At 62.5% G+C, this 20,397-nt stretch carries 22 protein-coding genes; 8 read left to right on the forward strand and 14 right to left on the reverse strand.

Features of this window, described 5'->3' with window-relative positions:
• Window positions 1-72: 72 nt before the first annotated feature.
• Window positions 73-1,617 (forward strand): sigma-54-dependent transcriptional regulator, encoded by a 1,545-nt coding sequence (locus tag FHX03_RS18930; protein ID WP_183778641.1) that lies wholly within the window; start codon window positions 73-75, stop codon window positions 1,615-1,617.
• Between the two features lie 178 nt (window positions 1,618-1,795).
• The gene (locus tag FHX03_RS18935) at window positions 1,796-3,643 is read left to right on the forward strand and encodes a DUF882 domain-containing protein (protein WP_183854959.1); all 1,848 of its coding nucleotides are present in this window, start codon (window positions 1,796-1,798) and stop codon (window positions 3,641-3,643) included.
• A gap of 268 nt (window positions 3,644-3,911) precedes the next feature.
• Here the strand turns inward: FHX03_RS18935 and FHX03_RS18940 are convergent, their stop codons facing one another.
• The 3 genes from FHX03_RS18940 to FHX03_RS18950 form a co-directional block, all read right to left on the reverse strand.
• Entirely contained in the window at window positions 3,912-4,175 is a 264-nt protein-coding gene (locus tag FHX03_RS18940; RefSeq protein WP_003585771.1) for a DUF2312 domain-containing protein, read from the reverse strand.
• 89 nt (window positions 4,176-4,264) lie between these two features.
• The gene (locus FHX03_RS18945; protein ID WP_097628768.1) at window positions 4,265-4,570 is read right to left on the reverse strand and encodes a DUF1244 domain-containing protein; all 306 of its coding nucleotides are present in this window, start codon (window positions 4,568-4,570) and stop codon (window positions 4,265-4,267) included.
• Between the two features lie 12 nt (window positions 4,571-4,582).
• Complete coding sequence (locus FHX03_RS18950) at window positions 4,583-5,371, reverse strand: N-formylglutamate amidohydrolase (RefSeq protein ID WP_183854961.1); 789 nt, start codon at window positions 5,369-5,371, stop codon at window positions 4,583-4,585.
• A gap of 199 nt (window positions 5,372-5,570) precedes the next feature.
• Between FHX03_RS18950 and FHX03_RS18955 the strand changes: the two genes are divergently transcribed.
• The 3 genes from FHX03_RS18955 to FHX03_RS18965 all read left to right on the forward strand — a co-directional run bounded on the left by FHX03_RS18955 (window position 5,571) and on the right by FHX03_RS18965 (window position 8,368).
• The gene (locus FHX03_RS18955) at window positions 5,571-6,056 is read left to right on the forward strand and encodes a DUF1036 domain-containing protein (protein WP_088930282.1); all 486 of its coding nucleotides are present in this window, start codon (window positions 5,571-5,573) and stop codon (window positions 6,054-6,056) included.
• Window positions 6,056-7,495: a pyruvate kinase gene (pyk, locus tag FHX03_RS18960; protein ID WP_003585763.1), complete on the forward strand. Its 1,440-nt coding sequence runs from the start codon at window positions 6,056-6,058 to the stop codon at window positions 7,493-7,495. Before FHX03_RS18955 ends, pyk begins: the two co-directional genes overlap by 1 nt.
• 237 nt (window positions 7,496-7,732) lie before the next feature.
• The gene (locus FHX03_RS18965; protein WP_183854963.1) at window positions 7,733-8,368 is read left to right on the forward strand and encodes a LysE family translocator; all 636 of its coding nucleotides are present in this window, start codon (window positions 7,733-7,735) and stop codon (window positions 8,366-8,368) included.
• An 8-nt stretch (window positions 8,369-8,376) separates the two neighbouring features.
• On the opposite strand, the gene FHX03_RS18970 is transcribed toward FHX03_RS18965, so the two are convergent.
• Genes FHX03_RS18970 through FHX03_RS18980 form a run of 3 tightly spaced genes read right to left on the reverse strand, consistent with a single transcriptional unit; the run spans window position 8,377 to window position 9,742 of the window.
• Window positions 8,377-8,925 (reverse strand): DUF4865 family protein, encoded by a 549-nt coding sequence (locus tag FHX03_RS18970; RefSeq protein ID WP_097628801.1) that lies wholly within the window; start codon window positions 8,923-8,925, stop codon window positions 8,377-8,379.
• The gene (locus tag FHX03_RS18975; protein WP_183854965.1) at window positions 8,922-9,326 is read right to left on the reverse strand and encodes a cupin domain-containing protein; all 405 of its coding nucleotides are present in this window, start codon (window positions 9,324-9,326) and stop codon (window positions 8,922-8,924) included. Before FHX03_RS18975 ends, FHX03_RS18970 begins: the two co-directional genes overlap by 4 nt.
• On the reverse strand, window positions 9,323-9,742 hold the full coding sequence (locus tag FHX03_RS18980; protein WP_183854967.1) for a tautomerase family protein: 420 nt from the start codon (window positions 9,740-9,742) through the stop codon (window positions 9,323-9,325). The genes FHX03_RS18975 and FHX03_RS18980 overlap by 4 nt, the downstream gene beginning before the upstream one ends.
• A 117-nt stretch (window positions 9,743-9,859) precedes the next feature.
• Between FHX03_RS18980 and FHX03_RS18985 the strand changes: the two genes are divergently transcribed.
• Together FHX03_RS18985 and FHX03_RS18990 are read left to right on the forward strand one after the other, a co-directional pair.
• Window positions 9,860-10,756, forward strand: coding sequence for a LysR substrate-binding domain-containing protein (locus FHX03_RS18985; RefSeq protein WP_183778653.1), 897 nt, complete (start codon window positions 9,860-9,862; stop codon window positions 10,754-10,756).
• A 230-nt stretch (window positions 10,757-10,986) separates the two neighbouring features.
• Entirely contained in the window at window positions 10,987-11,793 is an 807-nt protein-coding gene (locus FHX03_RS18990) for a phytanoyl-CoA dioxygenase family protein (protein ID WP_183778655.1), read from the forward strand.
• Window positions 11,794-11,843: 50 nt separating this feature from the next.
• Here the strand turns inward: FHX03_RS18990 and FHX03_RS18995 are convergent, their stop codons facing one another.
• From FHX03_RS18995 to FHX03_RS19005, 3 genes are all read right to left on the reverse strand, one after another.
• Window positions 11,844-12,818 carry a threonine/serine dehydratase gene (locus FHX03_RS18995; protein ID WP_097628773.1) on the reverse strand — a complete coding sequence of 325 codons (975 nt, stop codon included), beginning with the start codon at window positions 12,816-12,818 and terminating at the stop codon, window positions 11,844-11,846.
• A gap of 122 nt (window positions 12,819-12,940) precedes the next feature.
• Window positions 12,941-14,677, reverse strand: coding sequence for a gamma-glutamyltransferase (gene ggt / locus FHX03_RS19000; RefSeq protein WP_097628774.1), 1,737 nt, complete (start codon window positions 14,675-14,677; stop codon window positions 12,941-12,943).
• A gap of 74 nt (window positions 14,678-14,751) precedes the next feature.
• A complete protein-coding gene (locus tag FHX03_RS19005) occupies window positions 14,752-15,606 on the reverse strand; it encodes a helix-turn-helix transcriptional regulator (protein WP_183778657.1) in 855 nt (284 codons plus the stop codon).
• 228 nt (window positions 15,607-15,834) lie between these two features.
• Between FHX03_RS19005 and FHX03_RS19010 the strand changes: the two genes are divergently transcribed.
• Window positions 15,835-16,551: an SDR family oxidoreductase gene (locus FHX03_RS19010; RefSeq protein ID WP_131711048.1), complete on the forward strand. Its 717-nt coding sequence runs from the start codon at window positions 15,835-15,837 to the stop codon at window positions 16,549-16,551.
• A gap of 57 nt (window positions 16,552-16,608) precedes the next feature.
• Here the strand turns inward: FHX03_RS19010 and FHX03_RS19015 are convergent, their stop codons facing one another.
• From FHX03_RS19015 to purE, 5 genes are all read right to left on the reverse strand, one after another.
• Complete coding sequence (locus tag FHX03_RS19015) at window positions 16,609-17,664, reverse strand: alpha/beta fold hydrolase (protein WP_097628775.1); 1,056 nt, start codon at window positions 17,662-17,664, stop codon at window positions 16,609-16,611.
• Between the two features lie 116 nt (window positions 17,665-17,780).
• Complete coding sequence (locus FHX03_RS19020) at window positions 17,781-18,416, reverse strand: tetratricopeptide repeat protein (protein ID WP_183854969.1); 636 nt, start codon at window positions 18,414-18,416, stop codon at window positions 17,781-17,783.
• A gap of 112 nt (window positions 18,417-18,528) precedes the next feature.
• Entirely contained in the window at window positions 18,529-18,654 is a 126-nt protein-coding gene (ykgO, locus tag FHX03_RS19025; protein ID WP_003566454.1) for a type B 50S ribosomal protein L36, read from the reverse strand.
• Between the two features lie 165 nt (window positions 18,655-18,819).
• Entirely contained in the window at window positions 18,820-19,896 is a 1,077-nt protein-coding gene (locus FHX03_RS19030) for a 5-(carboxyamino)imidazole ribonucleotide synthase (RefSeq protein ID WP_097628777.1), read from the reverse strand.
• The gene (gene purE, locus FHX03_RS19035) at window positions 19,893-20,387 is read right to left on the reverse strand and encodes a 5-(carboxyamino)imidazole ribonucleotide mutase (RefSeq protein ID WP_097628778.1); all 495 of its coding nucleotides are present in this window, start codon (window positions 20,385-20,387) and stop codon (window positions 19,893-19,895) included. The genes FHX03_RS19030 and purE overlap by 4 nt, the downstream gene beginning before the upstream one ends.
• Window positions 20,388-20,397: the final 10 nt, after the last annotated feature.

A 20,397-nucleotide genomic window follows, 5' to 3' on the forward strand; every position in this document is an offset into this window, starting at 1 on the left:
ATTTCTCAAAACAGGATGTTCAAGCCTTTCTGTCAGAGTGCGCTTCATGGTTTCGCATGAAGTGAGGCGACAATGACCGGTTACAATGAGCTCAAGGGAGCAGGGCAAATTCTCGTGGTCGAGGACGACCCCGTGCAGCGCCGCCTGCTCAAGAACGCAATCGAGCGTCACGGCCATGTCGTGCACCAGGCGGAAAACGGCCGCATCGGCCTGGAAATGGTCAAACGCGACAGCGGCCTTTTCAACGTCATCGTGCTCGATCTGATGATGCCGGAGATGACCGGCCTCGAATTCCTCGACGCACTTCATGAATTCGGCACGCAGATCCCGGTCATCGTTCAGACCGGCCAGGGCGGCATCGAGACCGTGGTGCAGGCGATGCGCGCCGGCGCCTTCGATTTCGTCGTCAAGCCGGTTTCTCCCGAACGCATCGCCACATCGATCTCGAATGCGATGAAGCTCGATCAGCGCGAGGTGAAGGCGCGGGCCGGACGCCGGTCGCGGTCGGGCTCGGTCGGCTTCGACGACATCGTCTCGGCAAGCCCGGCGATGATCCGCGTCATCGATCTCGCCCAGCGGGCGGCGCAGTCCAACATTCCGGTCGTGCTCGAAGGTGAATCCGGCGTCGGCAAGGAACTGGTGGCGCGTGCCATCCAGTCCGGCGGCGACCGCGCGAACAAACCCTTCGTCACGGTCAATTGCGGAGCGATCCCGCACAATCTCGTCGAGAGCATTCTGTTCGGCCACGAGAAGGGCGCGTTCACAGGCGCGACCGAGCGCCATATCGGCAAATTCATGGAAGCCGACGGCGGCACCATCTTCCTCGACGAGATCGGCGACCTGCCGCTCGAGGTGCAGGTGAAGCTGTTGCGCGCCGTGCAGCAGGGCGAGATCGAGACCGTCGGTGCGCGGACCGCGCATAAGGTCAATGTCCGGCTGATCTCCGCGACGAACAAGGATCTGATCGAGGAGGTCAAGAACGGCCATTTCCGCGAGGATCTCTACTATCGCCTCAACGTCTTCCCGATCACCATCCCGGCGCTGCGCAAGCGCAAGGAAGATATTCCGCATCTGGTGCGCGTCTTTGCCGAACGCTTCTCCAGCGAGCAGAAGAATGGCCGCCGCATGACGGTCAACGCCGGCGCACTGGCGCTGCTGACCGCCTATGACTGGCCGGGCAACATCCGCCAGCTCGAAAATGCGATCTTCCGCGCAGTCGTTCTGGCCGAAGGGCCGGAGCTGACGGAAGGGGACTTCCCGCAGATCGCCGCCCAGCTTCCGGAATACGAAGTCGTGGATCACCTGGCGCTGGTCGCCGACAATACCGGCCTCGATCCCGACGACAGCTATGGGGAGGAGTTCAGGGCGTCGATCTCGGGAGAGGTGCACCACCGTCTGTCCGAAGTCTCCGAAAACGCGATCGCCAGCGTCAATCCGGCCGGCGATGTGCGCAGGCTTGCCGATGTCGAGGAGGAGCTCATCCGATTCGCGCTCAAATTCTATCGCGGGCAGATGAGTCAAGTGGCGCGCAAACTTGGCATCGGCCGGTCCACACTTTATCGCAAGCTCAAAGATTACGGCATAGACCCCGATAATCCCCAGAAAGATGCGGCTTAAGCGCTTTTTATTAAGACTAAGGCAACCACGATTTGTTACTGATCATAAACCACTTGTTAGTGGCTCGTTCACTATGTAAAGAAAAGGTTGATCATGTGTGGCATTTTTGCCATCGTGTGACCGCATTTGACAGTCATCTGAGACAGTACGGGACATTGTCTGTCTGACGGGGATCGAGTTGCCGAATCTGAATGGGAATTCCAAGCCTTCGCGCTTGAGCTGGCGTATGTTGTGCGCCGACATCTGCGGAAAGGCAGCAAGGACGGCAGCGGCCGCCCTTCTTGCGCTCGCGGTTTCCTCACCGGTATTCGTTAGTACACCTTCCGAGGCAGCGGGCGACACCCGCAGCCTCAAGCTTTATTTCATCCATACCGGCGAAAAAGCCGTCATCACGTACAAGCGCAACGGCAAGTTCGATCCCAAGGGTCTGGAGCAGCTGAACCGCTTCCTGCGCGACTGGCGCAAGAACCAGCCGACGAAGATGGACCCGCGCCTGTTCGACCTGATCTGGGAAGTTTATCGCCAGAGCGGTTCGCGGGATTATATTAACGTCGTCTGCGGTTTCCGTTCACCGGGTACCAACGAGATGCTCCGCGGCCGCTCGCGCAACTCGGGCGTTGCCGAAAAGAGCCAGCATATGCTCGGCAAGGCGATGGACTTCTTCATTCCGGACGTCAAGCTTGCGACATTGCGCGGGATCGGCATGAAAATGCAGGTCGGCGGCGTCGGCTTCTATCCGAAATCGGGCTCGCCCTTCGTGCATATGGATGTCGGCGGCGTCCGCGCTTGGCCGCGCATGAGCCGCGACGAATTGGTCCGGCTTTTCCCGAACGGCAACACCATTCATATCCCGGCTGACGGCAAGCCGCTGCCCGGCTATCAGCAGGCAATGGCCGACTATAAGCGCCGCGTCAGCGGTACGCAGATCGAAATCGCCAGCGCTTCCGAATCGGCGCCGAAGCATAAGACGCTGTTTGCTGCGCTGTTTGGCGGCGGAGCGGACGAGCAGGAAGACGATTCGGACGATTCGACGCCTGTGGCCGTCGCCAAGGCAACGCCGCCGAAGGCTGCGCCGGAGCCTGCTCCTGCCGAGCCGCAGCAGACCGAAGTCGCCGATCTGAACGCGCCGGTGCCGCAGGTTCGCCCGGCATTCAGCAATCAGCCGGCCGGCAGCGACGTGGCGAGTGCGCTCGTCGCACCGCCTTCGGGTAATGCCGCGCAACAGGCCCTCGTCGCAGCGCTTCCGGCCGATCAGACCCAGCCGCAGCAATTCGCCGATCTCAGCGCCTATAGCATTCCGGTCCCCTCACTACTCGGCCAGCGCCGCGCACCGGGCGATGCTGAGCTCGCATCGACCGATCCTGCCATGCTGACCGGAATGCCGGTTCCGACGCCGGTCGAACGCCCTGCCGTCGCCGAGAACCTTCTGGCTGCGGCCAATGCCGATCCGGAAGCAGAGGCCGACGAGGCCGATCAGGACGGCGGACTGTCTCCCGCCGTCGCCGATGCGCTCGACCAGCAGAATAAGGGTGGGGAAAACCAGATCGCCGCGCATGCGCCTGAGATGACGGTGGAGCAGGCGATCAACGCCGCGATGACGCAAAAGGCGCCTGCCGCAAAACCGCCGCTTGAGCTCGCAGCCTTGGCGCCGATGACCAAATCGGCAAGCTTCGGCGACGGCTTTGATGAACCGGCCGCCGAAAACGCCGTGGCGCAGGGCCTGCCCACCAAGGGCGGCCGCCCGACGCACAAGGAAGCCGCCGCGGCGGACGCCAGCCGCGCGACGGTTCGCACCGAGCCGAAGCTGACGCAGAAGATGATTTCGCAGTGGGCGCTGACCAATGCCCGTCTGGAAATGGCCTCCAAGCAGGTGAAGGCGCCACGTTTCGTTAGCCAGACGATGCGCGCGCAGCCGACTACCGTTTATACCGAAGGTTTCAACGTCAAGACCGCTTCGGTCGACCCGGCCCGCTTCAGTGGCACGGCTGTTAACTTCATGGAAGTGCGCAAGTTCAACACAAACTGAGCCGGCCATCATGAAATATCGAAAACCGTCGGGGCGATCCGGCGGTTTTCCTTTTTGGCTGCTTCGACCAGCGGCGGACAGCCATTATGGCTGTGCAGCCTAAAGCGCGTCGCAGCAAACTTGATTCATTCGACGCGCTTCAGCTCTTTGTTTTGATGCATATCGTTATCCCGGAACCGCTGCACACTTCCGGGCGACATGCATTGGGCAAAAGAAAAGCCGCCGGGCGGTCCGGCGGCTTGTCGACATATCAGCAATGAAGGGCGGATCAGCCTTCCGGCGGCGACTCGATCATGCCGAGTGCGTGCAGGTAGGTGTCGAGGATCGCTTCCTCTTCCATGCGCTCCTGCTCGTCCTTCTTGCGCAGCGCCACGACCTTCTTCAGAATCTTGGTATCGAAGCCCATTCCCTTGGCTTCGCCATAGACGTCCTTGATGTCGTCGGCGATGGTCTTCTTTTCTTCTTCCAGCCGTTCAATGCGCTCGATGAAAGCGCGAAGCTGGTCGCGGGCGACGCCATGAGCATCAGACATCGTGTTCTCCTGATTGGGGATGATCAATTCGAAGGCACGTGACTGCCGCGAAGCGGCGTCACGGTCAAGCCTGTTCGGGGTCGGCCAGGCTATTTGTTTGGGTTGTTCAGTTCAAAAGCAGCCTTTTGCACAGGTGAGGCCTCGTTCTGGTGGAGTTTTTTCCAGTCCTCGTAGGGCATGCCGTAGACCATCTCGCGCGATTCGTCTTTGGTGACGGGCGCGCCGTCGGCCTCGGCTGCCTCGCGATACCAGTTCGACAGGCAGTTGCGGCAAAAGCCGGCGAGGTTCATCAGGTCGATATTCTGCACGTCGCTGCGCTCGCGAAGATGCGCGACAAGGCGGCGGAATGCGGCGGCCTCGAATTCGGTCTGCTGTTGTTTGCTGAGCGCGGTCATCTCGCTCTCCTTTCAATAGGGGCCTGTGCGCGAGACGTGGACGTCGTATTCGTGCAAGGCGGGATCAGCGTTCATTGCCGCAAAGATCGGCGCGAGGCGCTCGGCCCATGCCGCTATGCCGGCCTCGTCTGCAATCAGGTCCTGACGGACTTCGAGCAGCGCATGCGGAATGCCGGTGATCATGCAGTGGCGGTACATGGTATCGCCCTTCAGTGCGCCATCATAGGGTTCGTTGTCGCCGACGATAAGATCGGGATCGGCGCGCAGCATGTCCAGTAGCGGGCCGACGGCGCGGTGATCGCTGTCCCAAAGCACGGCGGCGTGCCAGGGGCGGGGAATACCTTTCCAGGCGGGCGTGAAGGAGTGCAGCGACAGCACCAGCGGCGCCTTCCCGGTGGCGTTCGCCACCCTGTCGATCGTTGCGGCGACGGCGTGGTGATAGGGGCGATGGAAGGTTTCGATGCGGTTCTCCCACTCCTGCGGCGTGATCGGATGATTGCCGGATATGACGGCGCCGTCGGAGATTTTCATGATCAGGGTCGGATCGTCTTCGCCGCGGTTCGGGTCGATCAGCAGGCGCGAGAAGCCGCCGAGCACCGCGGGTACGCCGAGGCTTTCCGAAAGCTGCCGCGTCAGGCCCTCGATGCCGATGTCATAGGCGATGTGCCGGATGAAGGCCGCGTCCGGTAGGCCGAGCCGGCCATAGTGTGCGGGAAGGCGGTTCATCGCGTGATCTGCAAGGATCACCATGCCTTTGTCATGTTTGCCGGATAGGATTTCGAAGGATTGGAAGTCGTCCATCAGGAATTGCCGTTCGTCATTGCGCAGTCGGGCAGTGATCGCATGCGTCCGCGCCAGGTTCAAGCGCCGCAGGCGGACAGAGGTTGAGCCAGACCCTCGACGGGCGGTTTGTGAAAGGAAATATAATCGATTAGCATTGCGTTGACTTTCGCTTGATGGCGGCGCAAGAAGACAAGCATACGAATAACCGTGGAGCTATTTGGGAGCCGTGTTGATCCAAGCCGCGCCAAGTTTCCTCACGCGGTCCGGACCGCTGGTCCGTCTCGCTCTGTTTGCTCTTGCAGCCTTTATGCCGTTCTTCATCGCAGATGCCGCGCGCGCCGATTTTCGCGTCTGCAACGGAACGCAAAATCTCGTCGGCGTGGCGATCGGCTATCGGGCCAAGGACGGCTGGATGACGGAAGGCTGGTGGCAGGTGCCGGCAACGACCTGCGCCGTGTTGATCGAGGGAGAATTGCAATCGCGTTATTATTACCTCTACGCAGAGGACGCCGCCCGGGGAGGACGATGGACGGGGGACGTGCAGATGTGCGTGGCGGAAAACGAGTTCAAGATCTCGGGTGTGCAGGATTGTTATGCCCGCGGTTACCAGAAGATGGGTTTCAAGGAATATGACACGGGCCGCCAGGGCAGCTGGATGGTTCAACTCTCCGACACCCCAGGGACGCAAGAAAGCCAGAATTGATGAAGCGTAATCGCAAAATTAAAATCCTCGCCACCCTCGGGCCCGCCTCCGCTGAGGAATCGATGATCGAGAAGCTGCATCAGGCCGGCGCCGATGTCTTCCGCATCAATATGAGCCATGCGAGCCACGACGTGATGCGTACGCTCATCCAGCGCATCCGCTCGGTCGAGGCGCGCTCCGGCCGGCCGATCGGCATTCTCGCCGACCTGCAGGGACCGAAACTGCGAGTCGGCAAGTTCGTCGACAGCAAGGTCGACCTGAAACCCGGCCAGACCTTCACGCTCGACAACAACGAAGCGCTCGGCGACCAGAACCGCGTCTATCTGCCGCACCCCGAGATCCTGGAATCGGTGCAGCCTGGCCATCGCCTGCTGATTGACGACGGTAAGCTCGCGTTGCGCGCTGAAAAATGCGACGGCAAGAGCATCGTTACCACCGTTATTTCGGGCACGCGCATTTCTGACCGCAAGGGCGTCAGCCTTCCCGACACGCTACTCGGCGTCGGCGCGCTGACGGACAAGGACCGCGCCGATCTCGACGCCGTGCTTGCCACTGACGATGTCGACTGGGTGGCACTGTCCTTCGTCCAGCGTCCTGACGACCTTGCCGAAGTGCGCAAGATTGCCCGCGGCCGTGTCGGCCTGATGTCGAAAATCGAAAAGCCGCAGGCTCTCGAGCGTATCGAGGAAATCATCGAGCTTTCCGACGCATTGATGGTTGCTCGCGGCGATCTCGGCGTCGAAATGCCGCTCGAATCGGTTCCCGGCATCCAGAAGCAGTTGATCCGCGCCTGCCGCCGTTCGGGCAAGCCGGTGGTCGTCGCCACGCAAATGCTGGAATCGATGATCTCGGCGCCGGTGCCGACGCGCGCGGAAGTTTCCGACGTCGCAACCGCCGTCTTCGAAGGCGCCGATGCCGTCATGCTCTCGGCCGAGTCGGCCTCGGGGGACTATCCGGTCGAAGCCGTTTCGACCATGGCGTCGATTGCCACCGCCATCGAGCGCGAGCCGCATTATCCGGGCATCATCTATGCCCAGCGCGCCCAGCCGGAAGCGACCGGTGCCGATGCGATCTCGCTCGCTGCGCGCCAGATCGCCGAGACGCTGAAGCTGTCAGCGATCGTCTGCTACACCTCGTCGGGCACGACAGGCCTTCGCGCCTCACGTGAGCGTCCGCAGGTGCCAATCCTGGCGCTGTCGCCGATCATCAAGACGGCACGCCGTCTTGCCGTCGTCTGGGGCCTGCATTGCGTCGTCACGCATGACGCGACCGATCTCGACGACATGGTCAACCGCGCCTGCCGCATCGTCGCCGACGAAGGCTTCGGCAAGCCCGGCGACCGCATCATCATCTCGGCCGGCGTGCCGCTCGGCACACCCGGCGCCACGAATATGATCCGCATCGCCTATATCGGTTCCGACGGCCAGAGCGGCATCTGATCCGATCGCATCCCTTCGAAAGCCCGTCGCCTCAAAGAAGCGGCGGGCTTTTTCGTTGATGGCCGGGGCATTGCCAAGGGCGCCGGTGCATGCAAGTTTCCTCCCCTATAGCGCTAAAGCGCGTCGCGATCTTTCAGATCCGCTTGTCACGCTTTAGGTCTTTGTTTTTGCCCATGTCTTTATCGCAAAACCGCTGCACACTTTTGCGAGACATGCTCTAGGTTCGGAGGGATCATCATGGATATCGTTACGCTTATGGCTTTTGCAGCCGTTTCCTTTGTCGGTATCGCCACGCCGGGCCCGACAGTGCTGCTGGCGCTGACCAACGGTTCGCGGCATGGCCTGCGCCGGGCAATGGCCGGCATGATCGGGGCCGTCCTCTCCGATTTCGTGCTGATCGGTGCTGTGGCGGTCGGGCTCGGTGCGCTGCTGGCGGCATCGGAATTCTGGTTCTCGATGCTGAAATGGGCCGGTGCCGCCTATCTCGCCTTTCTCGGCATCATGCTGCTGCGCTCGAAGGGCGGGATCGATGCGGCGTTGAAAGCAGGTGCGCCGGCGGGGACGACGTCGACTTTCTCGATCGGGCTGAAGAGCTTCATGGTCGCGGCGACCAATCCGAAGGGCTATTTGTTCTTCTCGGCCTTCCTGCCGCAGTTCATCGATCCGGCGCTGCCGCAGGCAACGCAATATGCGCTGCTCGCGCTCACCTTTGCCGTGCTCGATTTCTTCATCATGTTCGGCTACGCCTTCTTCGGCTCGCAGGCGGTGCGTTTCCTGAAAACCTCGGGCGCCCTATGGCTGGAGCGCGCCTGCGGCGGCGCGCTGCTGGCGCTTGCCGGCTCGCTCGCCTTCTATCGCCGGGCCACCGTTTAAGGTCAGGCTTAAGGCAGGGATAGGTGGCCGACGCGATAGGCCTGCATGTGCTCAGCGCTCTCGGGGATCTCTCGCCATAGCCTGAAGCGCACCCGTGTCCATGTCGTCGGCTCGAAACCGCGGATGGAGGCGAGGGCGCCTGCCCGAACCTCTGCTTCAGCCTCAGCGCTTTCGGCGTCGCGAATATCGGCAAGCGGTGCGTGAGGGTCCATTTGTAGGACTTCGCGTGTGGCAAACCTGGCTGCGGCAATATCGGGCGAGATTTCCGCCTGCCAGACGATCCAGGTTTTTACCTGCGGCCAACCGAAGGCGCCGGCGAGCGTTTGGAAAGCGGGGCCGCAGAGGAAGTCGCTTGCCCCTTCCGGCTTTTGCCAGAGGTAGAAGGGCGCATAAAGATTGTCGGGGCTGGCGAATTCGCCATGGCGGGCGCTGAGATAGGCCTTGAAGCCGAGATTGGGAAAGCCGTCGAGCAGCGGTCCCTTGTCGCGGATTCGGCGGTCGATGATCGACATGTCGTAATCGGCGGGCAGGGTGAAGCTGTATTGCATGGCGATCATGATCGTGCCTCCACCGGCTGCAGCCATTCGACGATGCTGCCGTTTTCCGTTGCCTGAATGCTGAGATAGCCGAAGGGACTGTCATGGGCCGCGCCATGCCAGTGACGCTCGCCAGCCGCAAACCAGACGGCGTCGCCGGCGCGCAGTTCCGCGACGGGACCACCCTCGCTCTGCGCCAGCCCATAACCCGAAAGCACATAGAGCAACTGGCCTCGAGGGTGCGTATGCCAGCGGGTGATGGTCCCGGGATCGAGTGTGGCGCGCATGGCCGTGTTTTCGCCATCGGCGCTGCCTTCGAGCAGCATCTCGACCCAGAAAGGCGCCGTGGCGACACCCTCCGGCGAGCGCACCGCCCTTCCGGGGCGGCTGACCGTCATGGCCTTCGGGTTCAAAGCGCTCATCGTTGGCCTCCGGCCGCCCGCAGCCGCCAATCGGGGTCGGTCATCTGGGCGATGCCGTTGCCGAAGCACCAGTCTTCCGGGGCACTAGTGCTGATGACGATCATCACATCCTCGGGCCGGAGGCCCGGTGACTGCGCCAGCAGATCGGCGAGCCGCCGATAGAGCGCCGCCTTCATCTCGACCGTGCGGGGCCGGCCGATGGTGATCGAGATATAGACGAAATCGTTTGAGCGCGGCCCGGCAAGATAGCTGCTGTCGAAGATCAGCTCGTTTTCATCATGCTGATGGATGGCCTGAAAGCGGTCGTTTTCCGGCACGTCGAAGGTTTCGACCAGGGCGCGCTGGATGGTGTCGGCGAGTGCCGTAAGATACTCCGGCGACTTGCCTCTGCGGAGAGAAATGCGAACGAAGGGCATCGGGGGCTCCATGGTTTGGGCCGTTCGTCGGCCTTGACAACAGCACCATCGCACGACACGATGGTACCGAAAATCAGAATTTTATGAACTGATAATCCTAAAAAATGGGATTGTATGATGCGACGGACGATCTTCGATCTCGATGTGCTTCGAGCCTTTTCGACCGGCATGGAACTCGGCAATTTCGCCAAGGCGGCCGAAAAGCTCGGACGTTCAACCTCGGCGGTGAGCGCGCAGCTGAAGAAGCTGGAGGAACAGGCGGGCACGCCGATCTTCCGCAAAGTGGGGCGCGGGCTGGCGCTCACCGATGCCGGCGAGACGATGCTCGGTTATGCCAGGCGGCTGCTGGAGTTGAATGACGAGGCGGCTGCGGCCGTGCACAGCATCGAGCTGGAAGGCTGGGTGCGGCTCGGCCTGCAGGAGGATTTTGGCGAGACCCTGCTGCCGGAGGTGCTCGGCCGCTTCGCGCGGGCGCATCCGAAGGTCCGCATCGAGGCGCGGGTGGTGCGCAATGTCGAACTGCTTGAGCGCGTCACCTCAGGCAAGCTTGATCTGGCGCTCGCCTGGAGCGACGGTACGGTGACGGCACATTGCGACCGGATCGGCGAGGTGCCGATGCGCTGGATCGGGCCTGTCGAGAGATCGCCCGGCTGGCATGCGGCAAGTGGCGAGCCGATACCGCTCGCCTCGCTGGAGGCGCCGTGCCTGATGCGCAGTGCGGCGACCCGGGCACTTGACGAGGCCGGCATTTCCTGGCGTCTCGCCTTCGTCAGCTCCAGCCTCGGCGGCCTCTGGGCAGCGGCGGCTGCAGGCCTCGGCATCACTATCCGCACACCGATCGGATTGCCGGCAAAGGTCCGGCCGCTGGCGCCGGAGACGATCGGCTTGCCTGATTTGCCGAAGCTCGGGCTGGTCCTGCATCGGGCCGAAGCCGAACCGCAGCCGGCGGCGTCCCGGCTTGCCGAGCTCGTGCTGCAGTCGGTGAATGGCGCGCTTCGCGGGACGGCGGCCTGACATTGCCGCATTGACCCTTCGATCGCGTGGCTATAGCTTCGGACTGCTATGAAGACGATCACTCTCAATATCGCTACGGCCTTCTTCTTGAGCCTTTAAAGCTCTGCCTTCGGGCATCGGAAGATGCGGCCGCTTGCCAACCTTCGCGGCTGGCGCGTTGCCGTGGACTGCAACCACCCTGCATCTGGCCAAGGAAAGAGCCAGCAGGATTGGCGATAGAGAGATATTTCATGACATCGAATGTTTACCCACCGGCGCTGAGCGCCGCGCAGATCGAGCAATTCATCGAGGATGGCTTTATCCGGATCGACGAGGCTTTTCCCCGCGAATTGGCCCAGGAAGCTCGTGCCATCATGTGGTGCGATATTCCCTTCGATGCGGATGATCCAAGGACATGGACGCAACCGGTCGTGCGGCTTGCCGGTTATGGTGGAGGCCCGTTCGAGAAAGCTGTCAACACACCGGTATTGCATTCGGCGTTCGACCAGCTTGTCGGCAGAGGGCGCTGGGAGCCACGCACCGGGCTTGGCAGTTTCCCGGTGCGCTTTCCCCATCCGGACGATCCCGGCGATGCCGGCTGGCATGTCGATCTGAGCTTTCCCGATGGGGGTTCCGATCCGAACGAGCAGCGGGACTTTTCCGCCTGGCGGGTGAATATCACCTCGCGCGGACGGGCGCTGCTGATGCTTTTCCTGTTCTCGGATGTCGGGGAAGAGGATGCGCCGACCCGCATCCGTATCGGCTCGCACAAGGATGTCGCGCGCCTTCTGGCACCGGCGGGTGAGGCGGGTATGGCCCATCTCCGGCTGGAGCATGTCGGTGAAGCCCGGCCGCTGGCCTTGGCGACGGGGCAGGCCGGCACGGTCTATCTGTGCCATCCATTCCTGATCCATGCAGCACAAAAGCATGGCGGCAATGAACCGCGCTTCATGGGACAGCCCGGCCTTGCACCGTCCGAACCGCTTCGGCTTGAGCGGAAGGACGGCGTCTATTCGCCGGTCGAGATAGCAATCCGCCGGGCGCTTCACTCCATCTGACGGTTGAATGCGGCATTCGGCTCAAGAGAGCCGGATGCCTCACGATGCCCTCAGCCGAAGCGTTCCAACGCCATGGCGAAGATATCTGCATCGACATTGCCGCCGGAGGTGACGGCGACCACCGTGTCGCTTTCCAGCGCCTCGCCATGGAAGAGGGCGGCGGCGAGCGCCACCGCGCCGCCCGGCTCGACCACGATCTTCAGCCTGACGAAGGCGAGCGCCATGGCGCGCAGCGCCTCTTCGTCGGTGACGACGATGCCGGCGCCGGCGAGGCGCTTGAGGATCGGGAAGGTGATATTTCCCGGCTGCGGCGTGACGATCGCATCGCAGATAGAGCCTGATATCGCCACGTTGCGCTCGATCCTGCCGGAGGCGAGCGAGCGGGCGGTGTCGTCGAAATCCTTGGGCTCGCAGGGCCGGACGCGAAAGCCGGGGGCGCTGGCTTCAAGCGCGAGCGCGATGCCGGAGGTCAATCCGCCGCCCCCGCAGGGCACGAGGACTTCGGCTGATGTCACGCCTTCCTCTTCCGCCTGCTCGGAGATTTCGAGGCCGGTCGTGCCCTGGCCGGCGATGACAAGCGGTTCGTCGAAGGGCTTGATCAGCGTCAGGCCGCGCTCGGCCGACAGCCTCGCGCCGATCTCGTCGCGGTCCTCGTTGACGCGGTCGTAGAGCACCACCTCGGCGCCGAAGGCGCGGGTGTTGGCGATCTTCAGCTTCGGCGCGTCGCTCGGCATGATGATGACGGAGGGCACATTGTGCAGCTTGGCGGCAAGGGCGACACCCTGGGCATGGTTGCCGGAGGAAAACGCGATAACGCCCTTCGCGCGCACTGCCGGATCGAGGCCGGAGACGGCCGACCAGCCGCCGCGAAACTTGAACGAGCCGGAATGCTGCAGGCATTCGGCCTTCACGAACAGACGCCGGCCGGCGATCTCGTTCAGGAAGGGAGAGGAGAGAAGCGGCGTGCGCCTCGCGTGGCCGCGCAGACGGGCGCGGGCGGCGACAATCATTTCAATGCTGGCCATTCGGGAATCGTCCTGCTTGCGGGTTCGCTCATGCTTAGGGCGCGGCCAGCCATTTGTGAACGGCGACTTTGTCACCGTGACATGAATGGCCTGTCGCATTTGCCGCCCGCTGCTGGCGACCGTCAGTAGCCGTTCGCCGAGCCTTCCGCCGCGCGGCTGTCCATCGCGCCGTTATAGCGCGCACCACCGCCCTTTTCGATGGCGGCGAGGCTTTTGCCGCCGACGAGGATGCCGGCGGCCTGGCCCCAGAGCGGCGCATCATTGCCGCCGTCGAAGCTGTAGCCCATGGCGGCGAGGGTCTTTTCCGTATCGGGCGAAATTGCATAGGGTTCGAGATAGACCTTGTCGGGCTGCCATTGATGGTGGATACGCGGCGCATTCACCGCCTGGCTGATATCCATGCCGAAATCGACGACGTTCAGGATCGCCTCCAACGTGATGGTGATGATGCGCGAGCCGCCGGGGCTGCCGATCACCATGAAGGGCTTGCCGTCCTTGGTGACGATCGTCGGGCTCATCGAGGAGAGCGGTGTCTTCTTCGGAGCGATGGCGTTCGCCTCGCCCTGGACGAGGCCATAAAGGTTCGGCACGCCGGGCTTGGAGGTGAAATCGTCCATCTCGTTGTTGAGCAGGACGCCGGTGCCGGGCGCGACGACCGCGGCGCCGAAAGACCCGTTCAGCGTATAGGTGACGGCGACCGCATTGCCCTCGTCGTCGATGATCGAATAATGCGTCGTCTCGGTGCTTTCCTTGCCGCCGAGCGGTTTAAGGTTGGCCGACGTGCCGGCCTTGTAGGGATCGATCTTGGCAGCGATCTCCTTGGCATAGGTCTTGTCGATGAGCTTTGCGACGGGGTTCTCGACGAAATCGGGATCGCCGAGCGCAGCGTTGCGGTCGACATAGGCGTAGCGCATGGCCTCGACCATCACATGCGCGGTGTCGGCCGAGCCGTAGCCCAGGTAGGAAAGCGGATAACCTTCCAGAACGTTGAGGATCTCGCAGATTATGACACCGCCGGAGGAAGGCGGCGGCGAGGAGATGATGTCGTAACCGCGATAATTACATTCGACCGGCTTCAACTCGCGCACGGCATATTGCTCGAAATCTTGCCTGGCGAGGATACCGCCCTTGGCCTGGCTTGCCTTGACGATCGCCTCGGCGGGCGCAGCCTTGTAGAAGGCGTCAGGACCTTTTTCGGAAATGGCCGCCAGGACCGCGGCAAGGTCGGGCTGCTGGAGCTTTTCACCCGATGCATAGGCTTTGCCATCGGGTTTCAGGAAAATCTTCGCCGCCGCCTCGTCCTTGGCGAGCCGTTTGGCGCTGCCGGCGAAACTTGCGGCATCGCCCTGTTCCAGCGTGTAGCCTTCCCTGGCGAAACGAAGTGCCGGTGCGATCAGATCCTGGCGCGGCTTTGTGCCGTATTTCTCGCGCGCGGTTTCGAAGCCCATGACGGAACCGGGAACGCCGACGGCAAGATAGCCGTCGAGGCTGGCGCGCGGCACGATATCGCCTTTGGCATCGAGATACATGGTCTTCGTGGCGGCAAGCGGCGCGCGTTCGCGGAAATCGAGGAAGGTCTTGGTGCCGTCCTTCAGGCGGATGGTCATGAAGCCGCCTCCGCCGAGATTGCCGGCCGAGGGATAGACGACCGCCAGCGCATAGCCGACGGCGACGGCTGCATCGACGGCATTGCCGCCGCCCTTCAGCACCTCGACGCCGACATCGGTCGCCAAATGCTGGGCGGTGACGACCATGCCGTGCTCGGCCTCGACAGGCGCGGGCGAGGCGGCGAAGGCCGACGTCAGGCTCAGCGACAGTGCCGAAATGACGGAGATCGTGCCGATATGCAGGCGGTCCATGATTTCCCCTCCTATGGACAATGATGGAAAACATATGGGGCTGCGACGGCCCGAGGCAATGCAAGGGATTAGCTTTAGGCAAGAAGCTCGGCGAGTTTCCGGTTGGTGTCTTCATCGTCCAGCGGCGTGTAGACAACGAGCTTCATCTCCGGCCGGCTCGTCAATGTCAGCCCTGTATGCTCGAAGCACATGCGGCCTTTAACCGGATGATCGATGCGCTTGATACCCGACAGCGGGCTGACGACCTCGTGGCGCTGCCACCAATCACGAAATTCAGAGCTTGCCTGTTTCAGCAGTGCGATTAGGCGCTCGAAATCCGGATCACCGGCATAACGCGCGCTGTCGGCGCGAAACATCGCCAGTGAGACGCGGGCAACCGCCTCCCAATCGACGAGCAGCCGGCGATGCGCCGGGTCGGCGAAGAGGCGATGCATAGTGTTGCGCTCGTCACGGTCGAGTGTGTCATAACCACCGAAGAGTACTTCGGCGGCGCGGTTCCAGGCGAGCACATCCCACCGGCGGCCAAGCACATAGGCCGGTTGGTGGGTGAGGTTGGCGAGCATGCGCTTCAGCGGTTCGTCGACGAATTCGGGCGCGCTGGATACTGTCTGCGCCGTCTGGCGGTCGTTGAGGGTGAAGAGATGTTGGCGCTCGGCCTCGTCGAGGTGCAGCGCATCGGCAAGGGCATTGAGCACCTGTGCCGAGGGTCTGATGTCACGGCCCTGTTCCAGCCATGTGTACCAGGTGGTGCCGACGCCGGCGAGCATGGCGAGTTCCTCACGCCTCAGACCTGGCGTGCGCCGGCGAAAACCCTCCGGCAAGCCGACTTCGGACGGCGCCAGCCGCTCGCGACGAGAACGCAGGAAGGCTGCGAATTCACGGCGGCGGGCTTCGAATGTATCGGCTCTCTGGTCCATGCCGGGGATCATATCAGTATTGATACCAGGATAAAAATGGAACTGTTTGACATTTCCAGGCGGCGCATGATGCAGGCGTCGCGGGTGATTGAAGCGCCTGCGGCTCGACTGGAACAGGATGATTTTAGGCCCGGTCGGCCTAAAGTCTGAATCCTGTTCTAAATTCAAGAGTTAGAGCATGATGTCGTCCAAAAACCGCTCATACTTTTCGGCATCATGCTCTAATCAAGGAGCAGCATCATGTCTTTACAGCATGTCGTCGTCATCGGCGGTTCTTCCGGCATCGGCCTTACTACGGCGAAACTACTTTTGAAACAGGGATATACGGTCACCATTGCGGGCCGTGATGGTGACAAACTTGCCGCGGCAAAAGCATCGCTCGACGGTGATCTGCGCAGCCTCGTGCTCGATGCGGCGAAGCTATCCGCACTCGGGAAGGCTTTTTCCGGGATCGGCGCGTTCGATCATCTGGTGCTGGCGATGGGCAGCGGTCACGGCGCCGGGCCTTTTGCTACACTCGACATGGCTGATCTGCTGGCCGGGTTCCAGACCAAGCTCATTCCGCATGCCGCGGCAGCCCAGGCGGCGCTGCCGCTGTTGCAGCCGGGCGGCAGCATCACCTTCGTTTCGGCGGTCAGTGCGCAGGCCGCGATGCCCGGTACGGCTGGGCTTGCTGCCGTCAATGCCGGCATCGAGGCAATGGTGCCGGTGCTGGCCGCCGAATTGAAGCCGTTGCGTGTCAACGGCGTTTCACCTGGGGTCATCGATACGCCGTGGTGGAGTTTCCTGCCCTCGGAGCAGCGTGACAACGTCTTTGCGGACTTCGCCAGCCGCACGCCGGTCGGTCGCGTCGGCAGGCCGGAGGATATCGCGGAGGCGATCGCCTTCCTGATCGGAAACGGCTTCATGAGTGGCCACGTGATCACCTGCGACGGCGGTGTGCGTCTCAGCGCCTGATGCGGGTTTCGGTGTTGCTGCCGATGGTTTCACCGGCGGAAACTCGAGCCGTAGAGGTTATGCGCCGTGAAGGGCGCCTGGCCGCAACGATGGCACGGCTGCAAGCGTTCGATCGCGTGATGCGGCGGCGAGCCTCTCTTCGGCCCGGCGCGCGATCGCCTGCAGGTCGCGCGGCATGCCGGCGATCTTCTCGATGGCGGCAATGGCGACATCGGTTGCGAGATAATCCGGCTTGTGGCCGACGCCGCGAACGGTGATGAGTTCGGAGCCTGCTATATCACGGGCCAGGCCGCGTGAATGCAGGTGCTCCCAGACGATCTCGTCACTGTCGCCTGTGATGATGACGGTCGGCGCGGTGATCTGAGAATAGCGCGGCGACTGTTCCTTCACATAGGCAAGCAGTCTCTTGAAATCGGCGGCATTGTTGTGGAAAGCGTCGGGCCGCAGCACCAGCGAGGGACCGGTCCTTTCGATGTAATCGGCGGGGCGCGGATTGGGGTGGAAGACGTTCCGCGTTCCGCGTTCCAGCCGGCTGAGACCGAGCGGCACGACGATCGCGTGGTTGAAGAGCCAGCCGAGGACCGGCACGGTTGCGACGTGATAATACCAGTCGATGCCGCCCGGCCAGGGGTGGGTGGCGGGGGCGAGGAAAAGCAGGCCCGAGGTCTTGTCGGGATGGCGCAGACCGAAAGCGGCGGTGATTGCGCCGCCGAAGGAATGGCCGACGATGACAGCTTTTTCGATGCCGCGCTTTTCCATCAGGCTGGCGATCGCATCGGCCTGACCGGAAGGGACAGCGTTGTCAGGGCCGCCGCGTTCGGAATAACCGTGGCCGGGACGATCGACGAAGAGCATCTCGGCCCGGCCTTCGAGTGCTGCGCGAAAGGCGACGACCTGGTCGAGCAGATTGCCGCTGGCGCCGTGAATGAAGACGAGGGCCGGCAGGTCGGCGCCTTCGGGACGCTCGATATGGACGGCATTCATGCGGTAGCCGCCGACATCCGTCAGTTCGCCGATATTCGGATAGGTCTGTTCGAATTGCCGCGCCTTGTAGGAGGAGTAACCGATAGCGGCGGCGAGCGGGGCGAGAAGAGCGGAAACTTCTGCAAGCATGATCTTAACGGGCGATAGTTGCGGCGGTTTTGCCGAGAGCGGACGCGCTGCGTCGTTTCCCGTCTAAAGTTCTAAATTGCGCGGCTTGGCCGGAGGTCAAGATCAACGCCCGAGGATCAGGTGCGGTTGCCGGCAAGTTTTTCAGCAAGCGTGTTGACCTGTTCCTGCGCGGTGCGTTCGGCGGGGTAGATGTCAAGAAAACGCTCCCAGGCCTTCAAGGTCAGCTGGTCGTTGCCGGAATTGCTGAGGATCGCCGCCATGCCGGAGAGCGCGCCGAAATGGCGCGGCTCGAGATCGAGCACCCGTTCGATATCGGACATCGACTTGCGATAATTGCCCATGACGAAGTTCAGCGTCGCGCGGCGGTTCCAGCTTTCGGCATAATCGGGTTTCAGCGCGATCGCCTCGTCAAGGAAATCGAGGGCGGCGGGATTGCGCTTTTCCTCGATCGCCTTGTCGGCCCACTGCATCAGCAGATTGATCGTGGCGCTGCCGGAATCGTTCCATTCGATGCGGATCTCATTGGCGATGCCGCTGGCTTTGTCGGGGTCGCGCTCGCGTTTCAGCTGGCTGAAGAGTTGGTCGAGGTGCTGTTTCGGCGAATTGTTGGCATCCGCCGGCTCGACGATAACCTCCTTTTTCGTGGCGGCGACCGGCTTTTCCGCGGCGGCGGCCGGAAAGGAGGAGGTGAGCAGAATGAGGGCAAGCGGCAGCGCCGCTGATGTCAAAGCAAAAAAGCGCATGGCGGGCATATTAGCCCGCCAGCGCCGAAGATCAAACAAATTTGACGTGATCACCGCAGCGACCCACCGGATATATCTGCCAGCGCAAGCTCACGCGGCAGGGCGATCCGGACGCGCGAAATCAGCCCTGACGAGCCTTGAAGCGCGGGTTCAGCTTGTTGATGATGTAGATGCGGCCCTTGCGGCGAACCAGACGGTTGTCACGGTGACGAGCCTTGAGCGACTTGAGCGAATTCTTGATCTTCATTTTTCTGATCCGCGATCTCTATGGGGGAATTCACATTCGCCCGTATCTTTTAACAATCAAAAGCGCGCCATCGGGCGCGCTGTTTAGGTGGGGGAGCAGATACCCCGTCACCTTTTCCGTGTCAACCACATGAAGGTGTTTTTCCCAAGGCAACGGGGTGTTTTCTCAGGCCAAAACCGGCGATTTCGGCGTCAAGGTGGTGACATGGCCCATCTTGCGGCCGGGGCGCCACTCGGTCTTGCCATAGAGATGAACCAGTGTATCGGGGCGCCGCAGCCAGTCCGGAACGGCAAGAATATCGTCGCCGATCAGGTTCTGCATGACGCAGTCGGAATGGCGCTCGGCATTGCCGAGCGGCAGGCTGGCGACGGCGCGAATATGCTGCTCGAACTGGCTGACGACGCAGGCGGCTTCCGTCCAGTGACCGGAGTTGTGAACACGCGGCGCCATCTCGTTGGCGATCAGACCGCCATCGGCAAGCACGAAGAATTCGATGCCGATGACGCCGACATAATTCAATGCGGCAAGGATTTTCTCGGCCGATTGCCGCGCGGCGTCCGCCGCCGGCGCAGAGATCGCAGCGGGAACCGTCGAGGTGTGGAGGATGCCGTTGCGGTGGACATTCTCGGCGGGATCAAAGCAGACGACCGTTCCGTCGCTGGCGCGGGCGGCGATGATCGAGACCTCGCGCTCGAAGGCGACGAAGCTTTCGAGGATGAGCGGCACGCCGCCAAGGGCTGCATAGGCGCCATCCGGGCTGTCTGCCGCCGAGCGAAAAACCTTCTGGCCCTTGCCGTCATAACCGAGACGGCGGGTTTTCAGCACGCCTTGGCCGCCGAAATCCTTCAGTGCCGTCTCAAGATCGGCCTGGCTGTCGATCGTGTGGAAGCGGGCAGTGGTTATGCCGCAGCCATTGAGAAAGCGCTTCTCGACCAGGCGGTCTTGGGCGGCTTCCAGCGCCTTCGGCGGCGGATAGACGGACACGCTCGCCGAGAGCCTTTCGGCTGCTGCGACGGGCACGTTTTCGAATTCGTAGGTGACGACGTCGCATATGTCGGCGAGTTCGGCCAGCGCAGCCGGATCGTCATAGGCGGCAGTAATCTGCCGGTTGGCGAGCTGGGCGGCCGGGCAGTTGGCCTGCGGCTCGAGGATGACCGTGCGAAAATTCAACCTGGCGGCGGCAATGGCCAGCATGCGGCCGAGCTGGCCGCCGCCGATGATCCCGATCGTTCTTGCCGTCATAGATCGTCCATCGGGTATTCGGCGACGGCAGCACTCTGGCGCTCGCGCCATTCGTCTAGCCGGTCGGCGACTTCTTCGTCGGAAAGGGCAAGCACCGCGGCGGCGAGAAGGGCGGCGTTGACCGCGCCGGCCTTGCCGATGGCGAGCGTACCGACAGGAATGCCGGCCGGCATCTGCACGATGGAAAGCAGGCTGTCCTGGCCGGACATGGTTTTGGACTGGACCGGCACGCCGAAGACCGGCAGCGGCGTCATCGCGGCGGTCATACCCGGCAGGTGGGCGGCGCCGCCGGCGCCTGCGATGATGACCTTGAAGCCCTCCGCGCGCGCGCCCTTGGCGAAATTGACCAGCCGGTCGACTGTGCGGTGCGCCGAAATGATGCGCGCGTCATAGGGAATTTCCAGCGCCTCGAGCGTGTCGGCTGCGTTTTTCATGGTCTCCCAGTCGGACTGGCTTCCCATGATGATGGCGACGGGTGGTCTGTCTGTCATCGTTGCTGCT

Origin of the sequence: Rhizobium sp. BK456 (assembly GCF_014194045.1) — a bacterium.
GTDB classification, from domain to species: domain Bacteria; phylum Pseudomonadota; class Alphaproteobacteria; order Rhizobiales; family Rhizobiaceae; genus Rhizobium; species Rhizobium redzepovicii.